Raw genomic sequence first — 12,518 nt, forward strand, 5'->3', positions numbered from 1 at the left:
CGCATCGCAATTTCTACAGTGGACGAATCAGGCGACGGTCGGGAAGTCCGGCGTGGCCACGTCGTAGGTCTTGCCCGGCCTGGTCAGCAAGGGGCCCAGCACCGCGGCCTTGCGGGCGGACTCGTCGGTGCCGCCCCACTTGACCACCCGGCCGTCGGTCAGCGTCAGCCGCACGTTGCCCACCGTCTCCGCCACCACCGACACCACCTGCGGCCGCAGCGGCTCCGGCACGGCGGCCAGTATCTCGACCGCGGCCTTGGTCGTCGCCGGGTCCGGAGCCGTGACCTGCGGCAATCCGGGTGGGGCCGCGGTCTCGACGCTGTAGTCGACCCCGGCGCCGTCGACCAGGTGGAACCCGTCCGGGGCGATCGCGACCGCCACCGCGGACCGCTCCACGATGATGATCTCCACTGTGCTCGGGAACGACCGACGCACATCCACCGACCGGACCCTGGGCAGCGCGGCCACCCGCGCGGCGATGGCGTCGGTGTCGAGCCGCACCAGCGGGCTGTCCGGCTCGACCTTCGCCGCGTCGCGCACTTCGTCGGCGGTCAGCACCGTGTTGCCCAGCACCTCGACGCCGCGCACGCCCAGCACCGAGGTGAACAGCACGACGTAGAGCAGTCCCAGCACGCCGAGGACCCCACCGAGCACGGCCCACCGGCGCATCAGGTAGCGGCCCCGGGTGACCGGCCGCTCGGTCTGCCGGGGCCTGCGCCGGGTCGCTGAGATCGACGCCGCGGTGGTCCCTGTACTGGTCACGGAGTGCTCGCGCGCCGGTCGAACTCCGCGAGCAGTTCAGGGCCGAGGGAGGTGACGTCGCCCGCGCCCATGGTCAGCACCAGGTCACCGTCGCGCACCAGGTCGGCCACCAGGGTGGTGACCCGGTCGAACGCGGGCTCGTAGTGCACCTCCGGGGCGGTGACGGCGTCGGCGATCAGCGCGCCGCTCACCCCGGGCTCGGGCTGCTCGCGGGCGCCGAACACGTCGAGCACGACGACGACGTCGGCCAGCGATAGCGCTTCGGCGAACTCGGCGGCGAACTGCCTGGTCCGGGAGTACAGGTGTGGCTGGAAGATCACCACGACCCGCCCGTCCTCTGCCGCGGGCCGCACCGCCGAGAGCTGCGCGGCGACCTCGGTCGGGTGGTGGGCGTAGTCGTCGTAGACCCGCACGCCGCCGACCCGGCCCTTGAACTCGAAGCGCCTGCGCACCCCGCCGAACGCGGCGATGCCCTCGCCAAGCTCGATCAGCGGCGCGCCCAGCTCCAGGCCCGCGACCAGCGCGGCCAGCGCGTTGAGGGCCATGTGCTCGCCGGGCATGGCAACGCCGAGTTCGAACTCGCGGCCGTCGAGCGAGACGCGGGTGACTCCCCCGCCGTCGCGCGGCCGGTAGTCGAGCATCGTCGCGTCCGACTCGGCGGTCGCGGTCCGGCCGTAGCGGCGCACGCGGATGCCCTTGGCCTCAGCGCGGTCGGCCAGAGCCGCCGAGCCGGGGTCGTCGGCACAGGCCACGAGCACGCCGTCGGCGGTGATCTGGTCGAGGAACGAGTCGAACACGGCCGTGTAGGCCTCGACGGTGCCGTGGTGGTCGAGGTGGTCGGCCTCGACGTTGGTGACCACCGCGACCTCGGGGCGGAAGGCGAGGAACGAGCCGTCGCTCTCGTCGGCCTCGGCCACGAAGATCCCGCCGGACCCGTGGTGGGCGTTAGCGCCGGACTCGTTGAGGTCGCCGCCGATGGCGAAGGACGGGTCGAGCCTGCAGTGCTGCAGCGCGACCGTCAGCATCGACGTGGTCGAGGTCTTGCCATGGGTGCCCGCCACGCACGCGACCCGGTGCTCCCGCATCAGCTCGGCCAGCGCCTCGGACCGGTGCACGACGACGATCCCGCGCCTGCGGGCCTCCACCAACTCCGGGTTGTCCTCCTTGATCGCGGTGGACACCACGACCGCGGTGGGCGGCTCGGAAAGCAGGTCGAGGTTCGCCGCGGCCTGGCCGATGGCGATCTTCGCGCCCTGGGCCCGCAGCGTGAGGAAGGTGCGGCTCTCCTTGGCGTCGGATCCGGACACCATCCGGTTGCGGGCCAGCAGAATCCGGGCGATGCCGCTCATCCCGGCGCCACCGATGCCGATCAGGTGGGCGCGGGCGAGCAGGCGGTCGGTGGTGGTCATCGGGACCTCTTGTCGATGGAGTCGAGCACCATCCGGGCGAGCACGTCGGCGGCCTCCCGGTGGCCACTGCCCTGGGCCACCGCGCTCATCGAGGCCAGGCGGTCGGGGTTGGTCAGCATCGGGACCACAAGCTCGGCCACCGACTGCGGGGTCAGCTCGGCGTCGGGGACCATGACCGCGCCGCCCGCGTCGACCACAGGCTGGGCGTTGAGCGCCTGCTCCCCGTTGCCGTGCGGCAGCGGGACGTAGACCGCGGGCAGGCCGACCGCGGACACCTCGGCCACCGTCATCGCCCCGCAGCGGCACAGCGCGGCGTCGGCGGCGGCGTAGGCGAGGTCCATGCGCTCCAGGTAGGGCACGGTGGCGTACTTCGGGGCCCCCGGGACCTCCTGCACGACCAGTGAGTTCTTGGGGCCGTGTGCGTGCAGCACGCCGATCCCGGCGTCGGCCAGGGCCCGCGCGGCGCCGGATACGGCGGTGTTGATCGACCGCGCGCCCTGGGAGCCGCCGAAAACCAGCAGCGTCGGCGCGTGTGGGTCGAGGCCGAAGAACTCGCGGGCCTGCGCGCGCAGCGCGGCCCGGTCCAGGTTGATGATCGACTCGCGCAGCGGGATGCCAATGACCTCGGCGTTGGGCAGCCCCGAGTCGGGCACGGCGACCGCGACCCGCTCGGCGAACCGGGCGCCGACCTTGTTGGCCAGGCCGACCCGGGCGTTGGAGTCATGCACGATGATCGGCAGCCTGCCGCGCGCGGCCAAATAAGCCGGGAGGGCCACGTAGCCGCCGAAGCCGACCACGATGTCGGCGCCGACCCGGTCGAGGATCTCGCGGGTGGCCTTGATCGACGAGCGCACCTTGAGCGGCAGCTTGAGCAGTTCGACGTTGGGCTTGCGGGGCATCGGCACCGGCGGGATGAACTCCAGCGGGTAGCCGCGCGCCGGGATGATCGTCTTCTCCAGGCCGCGCTCGGTGCCCAACGCGACGACCCGCGCGTCGGGCCGCAGCCGCATCACCGCGTCGGCCAAGGCCAGGGCGGGCTCGATGTGTCCGGCCGTGCCGCCGCCCGCGATCACGACGCAGGGGCCTTTACGGGCGGCCTGACTCCCACCGGTCAACGACGTCCTCCTTTAGGGGTCCGCGGGTTCCCGCGGCCGGACTTCTGCCTAGCTCGTTCTGGCGTGCCGCGCTTGCGCTGCTCGGCGCCGCGCGGCGGTGCGGTCGGCCGGACCGGCTTGCGCTTCTTGGGCGGCTGGTACGGGTCCGGTGCGGGCAGGTGCAGCAGCTTGCCGAACCGACCCGGCCCCTGTGAGCGTAGTGCCGACACGGCCTCAGGCTCATGGCGCGCGCAGTTGCCGAGGATCCCGAACACCAGCATGGTCACCACGACCGACGTGCCACCGGAGGAGATGAGCGGCAGCGTGATGCCGGTGACCGGCAGCAGGCCCACCACATAGCCGACGTTGATCGCGGCCTGGGCGACCAGCCAGACGGTCAGCGTCGCGGCGACCATCCGGATCCACGGGTCGATGTTGCGGGTGGCGATGCGCATGCCGACCACGGCCAGCATCGCGAACAGGCCCAGCACCAGGCCGCAGCCCAGCAGGCCCAGTTCGTCGCCGATGAGGGCGAAGATGAAGTCGTTGTGGACGTTGGGCATGTAGTTCCACTTCGACGACCCCTGGCCGAGGCCACTGCCGAAGAAGCCGCCGTCGGCCAGCGCGTACTGCGCCTGGAGCGCCTGGTAGCCCCGCCCGCTCAGGTCCTCGTCGGGGTTGAGGAAGCTGAGCACCCGGTCCAGCCGGTAGTTGGTGCCCACCGCCAGCAGCAGGACGCCCGCGACAGCGCCGAGGGCCAAGGACGCGAACAGCCGCAGCGGGGCGCCCGCGAACCACAGCAGGGCGATCAGCACGACGCCGAGGGTGACCGTGCCGCCGAGGTCGGGCTGGAGCATGACCAGTGCGAACAGCACCAGGGCGACCGGCAGGACCGGGACGAGCAGGTGCCGGTAGCGGTGCAGGACGGCCCGCTTGACCACCAGCACGTGCGCGCCCCAGAGCGCGAGCGCGAGCTTGCACAGCTCGATCGGCTGGAACGAGATCGGCCCGAACCGGAACCAACTGCGGGTGCCGTTGAGCGTGGCGCCCAGCGGGGTCAGCACCAGGACCAGCATGATCACGCCGCCGATGAGCGCGATCGGGCTCAGTGCCCGGATCTTCGCCAACGGGGTGCGAAGGCCGACCCAGAACAGAACGGTGCCGACGAGCACGTAGAGCAACTGCTTCTTGAAGACGGTGTAGAGGCCGAAGCCGGGGGTGTTGAACGAGACCACCGAGGACGCCGACAGCACCATGACCAGGCCCAGCGCGGTGAGCAGGCCGAACACGGCGAGAACGAGGTGGAAGGAGGCCAGCGGCCTGCCCAGCCACGCCGTCAGCGCGGTGCGCACCGCGCCCAGCTTCCCCGCGGCCCGGACGGCGCGTCGCGGCCGTACGGCGGCGGGGGTCTCGGTCACGGTCATCACGCCGCCCCGGTGTCGCCGTCGTCCTCCCGCAGAAGCCCGAGCACGGCTTCGGTGAACGCCTCACCCCGATGGGCGTAGCTGCGATACATGTCCAGGGAGGCCGCCGCGGGCGCGAGCAGGACGACGTCACCCGGTCGGGCCATGGCGCGTGCCGCGCGAACCGCTGCGATCATGGGCTCATCGTCTCCCGGACCCACCCGCTCGACGCGGACATCCGGGGCGTGTCGCGCCAGGGCGCCGAAGATCACCTCGGCGTCGACCCCGAGCAGCACGGCGCCGCGCAACCGGCCAGCGACCTCGGCGACCAGCGCGTCGATCGAGGCGCCCTTGAGCTGCCCGCCCGCGATCCACACCACCGACTCGAACGCGCGCAGCGAGCCCGCGGCGGCGTGCGGGTTGGTGGCCTTGGAGTCGTTGACGTAGGAGATCCCGGCCGCGGTGCCGACCGGGACGGCCCGGTGCGCGCCGGGGACGAACGCCTTGAGCCCGGCGAGAACGGCCTCGGTCGAGACGCCGTACGAGCGGGCGAGCGCGGCCGCGGCCAGCGCGTTGGCGACGTTGTGCGAGCCCGCCGGGCGCACATCGGCCAGGGTGGCCAGCTCGACGGCGTTGGTCTGGGGGTCCTCGGTGTAGGCGCGATCGATCAGCAGGTCCTCGACGACGCCCAGCTCACCGGGCAGCGGGGTGTCGAGCCGGAAGCCGATCTGGGTGCCATCGTGCTCGGCGGCGAGCCGCTCGGACCACTCGTCGGCGGTGTTGCGCACGACGAACTTCGCCCCGGTGTAGATCCTGCCCTTGGCGTGGGCGTACTCGTCCATCGAGCCGTGCCAGTCGAGGTGGTCCTCGGCCAGGTTGAGCACCGCGCCCGCGTGCACCCGCAGCGACGACTGCCAGTGCAGCTGGAAGCTGGAGAGTTCGACGGCGAGCACCTCGTGGCCCGCCAGCACCGCGTCGATCACCGGCAGGCCGACGTTGCCGCAGGCCACCGCGTTGGCGCCGTGGGCCGTGAGCATCGCTTCGAGCATGCCGACCGTGGTCGTCTTGCCGTTGGTGCCGGTGACGGCCAGCCAGACCGGCAGCCGGGGCAGCGTCCGGCCGATCCGCCAGGCCAGCTCGACCTCGCCGATCACCTCGATGCCCTGGGCCTCGGCGGCGACCAGCAGCGGGCTCGTCGGGCGCCATCCGGGGCTGGTGACGACGAGATCGGTGCCCTCGGGGGGCGCGCTGAGGCCGGGGACCAGCGCGACGCCGATGTCGGCCAGCTCGTTGAGGCGCTCGGCGTTGGCGTCGGTGACCGTGACGTTCGCGCCAAGGCCCTTGAGGGCGGCGGCGACCGACCTCCCGGTGACCCCGGCCCCCGCGACGAGGACGGCGCTGCCGTTCAGGTCGGTCACACGCCGCCGCCGAGTGCGAGCCAGTCGGCGTAGAACAGGCCGAGCCCGAACATCGCGCACACGCCCGCGAGCAGCCAGAATCTGATGATGACCGTGGTTTCCGCCCACCCGGCCAGCTCGAAGTGGTGATGGAACGGCGCCATTCGGAACAGCCGTCGGCGGGTCGTGCGGAAGACCGCGATCTGCAGGACCACCGAGACCATCTCGACCACGAACAGACCGCCGATGACGATCATCAGCAGCTCGGTGCGGGTGGCCATGGACAGACCGGCGACCAGGCCGCCCAACGCGAGCGAGCCGGTGTCGCCCATGAAGATCTTGGCGGGCGCGGCGTTCCACCACAGGAAGCCGATACACGCGCCCATCGCCGCGGCGGCCACGACCGCCAGGTCCAGCGGGTCGCGCACGTCGAAGCACGCGGCCTCGCGGACCCGCGCGCAGTCGTGGCTGAACTGCCAGAACGAGATGACGACGTAGGTGCCGAGCACCATCGCCGACGAGCCACCCGCCAGACCGTCGAGGCCGTCGGTGAAGTTCACGGCGTTGGACCACGCGGACACGGCGAGGTAGCAGAAGACGATGAAGCCGATGCCGCCGAAGGACACGATGGCGATGTCGCGCACGAACGACAGGTGATCCGACGCGGGGGTCAGCTCACGCTCGTCGGGGAACCGCAGCGCCAGCACGGCGAACGCGATACCCACCACGAGCTGTCCGACCATCTTCGCGGTCTTGTTCAAGCCCAGGTTTCGCTGCTTGCGGATCTTGATGAAGTCGTCGAGGAAACCCACCACGCCGAGACCGGTGCCCAAGAACAGCACCAGCAGGCCGGACGCGGTCGGCGACTCGCCGCGCGGGGTCGACATGGCGTTGACGATGTGGGAGGTGCCGTAACCGGCCCACATGGCCACCACGATCGCCACGCCGCCCATGGTCGGGGTGCCGCGCTTGGACTTGTGCCCCTGCGGGCCTTCCTCGCGGATCTCCTGGCCGAAGCCCTGCCGGGAGAAGACCCTGATCAGGTACGGGGTGAGCAAGATCGACACGACCATCGCGATCGCCGCCGCGATGAGGATGCTTTTCACTTGGTGTCCTCCAGCAGTGCGTCGGCGACCCGCCACAGCGCGGCGGACTTGGACGCCTTCACGAGCACCACGTCACCGGGTGCCAGTTCGGCGCGCAGCAGCGCCACCGCGGCATCGACGTCGGGCACGAGCACCGACTCCTCTCCCCACGAACCTTCCAGATGGGCGCCCTGGTGCATCGCACGGGCCTGATCACCGACCACCACCAGCCGGTTGATGTCCAGCCGCACCGCGAGCCTGCCGATCTCGTCGTGCGCGGCGACCGCTGTGTCGCCGAGTTCGCCCATCACGCCGAGAACGGCCCAAGACCGGCGTCGATCGCCCGTGCGCGCCATCGTCGCCAACGTCTTCAGCGCGGCGCGTACCGACTCGGGATTGGCGTTGTAGGAGTCGTTGACCACCGTGACGCCGTCGGCCCTGGTGGTCACCTCCATGCGCCGCGCCGACACCCGCCGGGCCCCGGAGAGCCGCTCGGCGATCTCCCGCGGCGAGGCCCCCAACTCCAGCGCCACGGCGGCCGCGGCGAGCGCGTTGCCGACGTGGTGGGCGCCGTGCAGGGCGAGGCTGATCTCGGCGTCGCCCTTGGGGGTGATCATGGTGAAGGAGGCGCGGGCCTGCTCGTCCAGCTCGATCTTCTCCGCGCGGACCTCGGCGGTGGCGGCCTCGCCGACCAGCACGACCCGCGCCCGAGTCCGGTCGGCCATGGCGGCGACCAGCGGGTCGTCGGCGTTGAGGACCGCGACACCGTCGGCGGGCAGCTTCTCGACCAGCTCGCCCTTGGTCTCGGCGATGTCGGCCCGCGACCCGAACTCGCCGAGGTGGGCGCTGCCGACGTTGACCACGACCCCGATCCGCGGCGGCGCGACGTCACAGAGCGCGGCGATGTGCCCGGGCCCGCGCGCGGAGAGTTCGAGGACCAGGTGCTTGGTGGCCTCGTCGGCGCGCAGGACGGTCCAGGGGTGGCCGAGTTCGTTGTTGAACGAGCCGGGAGGGGCCACGGTCGGGCCCATCGGGGCCAGCAGCTGGGCGATGAGGTCTTTGGTGGAGGTCTTGCCGGAGGACCCGGTGACGCCGACAACGGTCACGTCGAGCCGGTCGACCACGGCTCGCGCGAGTGCGCCGAGACCAGCCAGAACCGCCGCGCCGGAGCCGTCCGTGTCACCGCTGAGCGCCACCGAGCGCGTGTGCGCGTCGGTCACGGGCGGAACGATCACCGCGGGCGCGTCGACCGGCCGCGCGGCGAGGACACCCACCGCACCTGCCTCGACGGCCGCCGCGGCGAAGTCGTGCCCGTCGACCCGCTCGCCCGGCATGGCGACGAACAGACCGCCCTCGGTCAGGGAGCGGGAGTCGAATTCGACCGACCCGGCAACGACTTCATCCCCGGTCGCCTGATGCAGCGTGCCGCCCACGGCATCGGCGACCTCGCGCAAGGTCAAACGAATCACTGGTCCGCCTCCCCGGAATTCAAAGCCCGGTCACCTCGGTCAGCGGACAACCGGCCGCCGTCATGGTCCCCCTGCCGGTCGTCGCGCTGCCTTTCCAACTGACTACGACGCCGCGCACCGCCGCCGGTTGCCTGCCGATCACGATGTTGTCCCGCGGATCGCCGCGGCCAGCTCGTCCCGGTCGGAGAACGAGTGCACCACACCCGCGATCTCCTGTCCCGTCTCGTGTCCCTTGCCCGCCACGACCACCACGTCGCCCGCGCCCGCCCTGGCCACCGCGGCGATGATCGCCTGTCGCCGGTCACCGATCTCGATCACCTCGCCCCGCTCGGCCGCCGCGACCGCCTGGGCCCCGGCCAGCATCGCCGCCCGGATCGCCGCCGGGTCCTCGCTGCGGGGATTGTCGTCGGTGACCACCAGCAGATCGCTGCGCCGCGCCGCCGCCTCGCCCATCAGAGGGCGCTTGGCGGTGTCGCGGTCGCCGCCGCAGCCGAGCACGACGATCACCTTGCCGTCGGCCCGCGCCCGGATCGCGTCCAGCGCGAGCGCCACGGCCTCGGGCTTGTGCGAGTAGTCCACGACGGCGGTGAAGTCCTGGCCGACGTCGACCCGCTCCATCCGGCCGGGAACGCGCACAGAGGACAGTCCACGCACGATCGTCTCGACCGGGACCCCGGCCTCGGCCAGGATCGCCGCGGCCAGCACCGCGTTGGCGATGTTGAACGAGCCCGGCATCGGCAGCGACGCGGGGACCGCCTCGCCTGCTGGGGTGTGAAGCACGAAAGTCTGCTCTCCCGAGAGAGAGGTGCGCACGTCGCTCGCCGTCCAGTGCGCTTCGCCGGTCGTGGCGACGGTGACCGTCTTGGGCGTGACCAGCCTGCGACCCCACTCACCGTCCACACACACCACTTCGCGCGCGGACCGGCCGTCGAACAGCAGGCGCTTGGCGGCGAAGTAGTCCTCGAGGTCGGTGTGGAAGTCGAGGTGGTCCTGGGACAGGTTGGTGAACGCGCCGACGGCGAAGCTCGTGCCCGCCACCCGGCCGAGCGCGAGCGCGTGGCTGGAGACCTCCATCGGCACGTGCGTCACGCCGCGCTCGACCATGACGGCGAACAGCGCCTGCAGGTCCGGGGCCTCCGGTGTGGTGAACGCGCTGGCCAGGCGCTCGCCCGCGATGCGCGTCTCGACGGTGCCGATCATGCCCGTGGTGCGGCCCGCGGCGGCGAGCCCGGCCTCGACCATGTAGCTGGTGGTCGTCTTGCCCGAGGTGCCGGTGATGCCGAGAACCTTGAGTCGCTGGGACGGCTCGCCGTAGATGGTCGCGGCGAGGGAGCCGAGCGCGGCGCGCGGATCAGCGTGGACCAGGACCGGGAGGCCCGCGTCCCGCACGGCCGGGCGGGACGCACCCGCCTCGTCGGTCAGGATGGCGGCGGCGCCCGCGGCGATGCCGTCCGCGACGAAGTCGGCGCCGTGCGCCCGCGCGCCGGGGAGCGCGGCGAACAGGTCGCCGGGGCGCACGTGCTGGGCGCGCAGGGTCGCACCGGTGACGACGGTGCCGTCGGTGGTCGCGATCAGTCGGGCCCCCGCGGCGTCAGCCAGCGTGGAGAGCGCGACAGGGTCGGTGTGGGTGGGGCGAGGCGGTGCCGTGACAGCCTTGCCCTCGAGCTTGGCGGGCACGTCGCGAAGGCTACCTCTGCGCGGAAGCTGAGCCCGCTCGCCCCTCGATCACGACCGTCCACGGTGATGCGGTAGACCCGATTCCAACACGATCGGGTGATTCGCGTTTCCGCCGCTCAAATCCCGGATTCGTCCGGTAAAGTCGAACGCATGTTTCGAACACCCCTCGTCGACTCGCCGAGTCGCCGCCCGATGGGCGCTCACCGTCCTCAGCGGACTGTGGCGATGGGTGTCCTGGTCGTTCTGCTCGTTCGGTTCACGGGACGACGAGCGGCACGATCGGCGTCGGCTCCTTGGACGTCGGGATGTTGTAGCGCTGCGTGAGGAACGACGCGACGTCGTGGAAGAACGGCGCCGCGGTGTGCCCCTCGGGCGTCGAGTAGCTCGGCGTGTCATAGACCATGCCGACGACGAACCTCGGGTTGTCGGCGGGCACGATCCCGGCGAAGGTGATCCAGTACTTGGAGTCGCTGTAGCGGCCAGCCGCGCGGTCGAACTGCTGCGCGGTGCCCGTCTTGCCCGAGATCTGATACCCGGTCACGGCCGCCGCGGGCGCGGTGCCGGAGTTCTGGTGCGGCGCCTTCTGGGTCACCGCCCGGAACATGTCCCGCGCCGTCCGCGCCGTCTCCGGCGAAACGACCCGAACGGCCTCCGGCCTCGGCTCCTCCACCCGAGTGCCGTCCGGCCGGACAGTGGCCTTGACGATCCGTGGCGGAACCCGCATCCCGTCGTTGGCGATCGCCTGGTACATGCCCGCCATCTGCAGGACGGTCATCGACAGGCCCTGCCCGATGGGCAGGTTGCCGAAGGTGCTGCCCGACCACTGGTTGCGCGGCAGCACGCTGCCCGGGCTCTCGCCGGGCAGGCCGACCCCGGTTCGCGTACCGAGCCCGAGCTTGGCCAGCAGCTCGGCGTAGCGGTTCTCGTTGACCTGCTGAGCCAGCAGCAACGTCCCCACGTTCGACGACTTGGCGAACACCCCGGTCGTCGTCAGATTGATCCGCCCGTGATCCCAGGCGTCGGCGACCACCCGGTCGGCCACCTTGATCGACCCCGGCACCGACAACACGGCATCCGGCGTGGTGACCCCGTACTCCAGCGCGCCCATCGCGGTGACGATCTTGTTGACCGACCCCGGCTCGAACGGCGTGGTCACGGCCGGATCGGCCATCTCCTTGGGATCCACCCCACCGGGCGCGGTCGGATCGAACGTCTTGTCGTTGGCCAACGCGTAGACCTCGCCGGTCTTGGCGTCCATCACTACAACACTGACGTTCTTGGACTGGCTGCGCTGAGCGAACTCGGCCGCCTTCTGCTGCAGGAAGAACTGCAAGTCGGCGTCGATGGTCAACTGGAGGTCAGACCCGTCGACCGCCGACTGCAGGTCGCGCTCACTGCCCGGGATGACGGCGCTGGTGCGCTCGTCGGTCTCGACCATCTGTCTGCCCGGCTGCCCCGCCAACTGGTTGTCCCGCAGGTTCTCCAGCCCACTGAGCCCGTGCAACGCGTGCTTGTTGATGTCGGGGTCGTCCTTGCGCCAGTTGGCCAACCCAACGATGTTCGCCGCGAGGTTACCCCCGGGTACTCCCGCTGTGCCCGGTACTCGACGTTGAGCTGCGGAAACTTCGTCTTCAACTCCCGAGCCTTCGCGGGCTCGACGTTCTCGACCAGGTAGACGAACTTCTTGTCTTCCCGCAACTTCCCGAGAATCGTCGCCTCTGGCGCCGCCTCCCCGACAACCTCATGCACCCGCCGAGCGATCAGCGCGGTCTCATCCTCAAAACTCGGCGTCGCAGGCTCCTTCTTCCGCAACTCCTCCAACGCCGCCTTCTCAGCGATAGGCCGATAAGCCAACGCGCGCGCCTCAACACTGAACGCGAGCTCCACCCCGTTCCGGTCCACAATGGACCCCCGCCGCGCGGGAATGGGAATAGGCACCACTCGCTGCCGCTCAGCCCGAGCCGCCAACGCGTCGGCCTCGAAAACCTGAACCTGCACCAACTTCAACCCGGCAGCCACCAGCGAGGCGATCAGCAGGAACCGAATCACCACAACCCGAACCCGATGATCAGTCCCCTGCGCCCGCTTCCGAACCTGCCGCATCCGCCCCGGCGCAGGCGACTCGCGAACCATGCCACCCCGCGCAGGCCCACCCCGACCACCAGCGCCCCCACGCCCGCCTACGGCTCCGTACCCGCCAACAGCCCCACGTCCACCGCGAG

Annotated in this window: 8 protein-coding genes and 1 pseudogene; all 9 read right to left on the bottom strand. The window is 71.2% G+C overall.

All coding sequences use genetic code 11. The annotated features are described in order from the left end of the window. Positions 1-27: 27 nt before the first annotated feature. The 9 genes and pseudogenes from BN1701_RS15990 to BN1701_RS16030 all read right to left on the bottom strand — a co-directional run bounded on the left by BN1701_RS15990 (position 28) and on the right by BN1701_RS16030 (position 12,429). Positions 28-762 carry a cell division protein FtsQ/DivIB gene (locus BN1701_RS15990; RefSeq protein ID WP_067520747.1) on the bottom strand — a complete coding sequence of 245 codons (735 nt, stop codon included), beginning with the start codon at positions 760-762 and terminating at the stop codon, positions 28-30. Continuing rightward, the gene (murC, locus tag BN1701_RS15995; protein WP_054049687.1) at positions 759-2,171 is read right to left on the bottom strand and encodes a UDP-N-acetylmuramate--L-alanine ligase; all 1,413 of its coding nucleotides are present in this window, start codon (positions 2,169-2,171) and stop codon (positions 759-761) included. The genes BN1701_RS15990 and murC overlap by 4 nt, the downstream gene beginning before the upstream one ends. Next, positions 2,168-3,286 (bottom strand): undecaprenyldiphospho-muramoylpentapeptide beta-N-acetylglucosaminyltransferase, encoded by a 1,119-nt coding sequence (murG, locus tag BN1701_RS16000; RefSeq protein ID WP_054049689.1) that lies wholly within the window; start codon positions 3,284-3,286, stop codon positions 2,168-2,170. Before murG ends, murC begins: the two co-directional genes overlap by 4 nt. Next, positions 3,283-4,689 (bottom strand): putative lipid II flippase FtsW, encoded by a 1,407-nt coding sequence (gene ftsW / locus BN1701_RS16005; RefSeq protein ID WP_054049691.1) that lies wholly within the window; start codon positions 4,687-4,689, stop codon positions 3,283-3,285. The genes murG and ftsW overlap by 4 nt, the downstream gene beginning before the upstream one ends. After that, a complete protein-coding gene (gene murD / locus BN1701_RS16010) occupies positions 4,689-6,086 on the bottom strand; it encodes a UDP-N-acetylmuramoyl-L-alanine--D-glutamate ligase (protein WP_054049692.1) in 1,398 nt (465 codons plus the stop codon). The genes ftsW and murD overlap by 1 nt, the downstream gene beginning before the upstream one ends. Continuing rightward, positions 6,083-7,171 carry a phospho-N-acetylmuramoyl-pentapeptide-transferase gene (gene mraY / locus BN1701_RS16015; protein WP_054049694.1) on the bottom strand — a complete coding sequence of 363 codons (1,089 nt, stop codon included), beginning with the start codon at positions 7,169-7,171 and terminating at the stop codon, positions 6,083-6,085. Before mraY ends, murD begins: the two co-directional genes overlap by 4 nt. Further along, positions 7,168-8,619: a UDP-N-acetylmuramoyl-tripeptide--D-alanyl-D-alanine ligase gene (gene murF, locus BN1701_RS16020; RefSeq protein WP_054049696.1), complete on the bottom strand. Its 1,452-nt coding sequence runs from the start codon at positions 8,617-8,619 to the stop codon at positions 7,168-7,170. Before murF ends, mraY begins: the two co-directional genes overlap by 4 nt. 138 nt (positions 8,620-8,757) lie before the next feature. Next, complete coding sequence (locus tag BN1701_RS16025) at positions 8,758-10,296, bottom strand: UDP-N-acetylmuramoyl-L-alanyl-D-glutamate--2,6-diaminopimelate ligase (protein WP_054049697.1); 1,539 nt, start codon at positions 10,294-10,296, stop codon at positions 8,758-8,760. A 256-nt stretch (positions 10,297-10,552) separates the two neighbouring features. Next, positions 10,553-12,429: pseudogene (locus BN1701_RS16030) on the bottom strand (peptidoglycan D,D-transpeptidase FtsI family protein). Positions 12,430-12,518 lie beyond the last annotated feature (89 nt).

Source organism: Alloactinosynnema sp. L-07 (assembly GCF_900070365.1).
Lineage (GTDB): Bacteria > Actinomycetota > Actinomycetes > Mycobacteriales > Pseudonocardiaceae > Actinokineospora.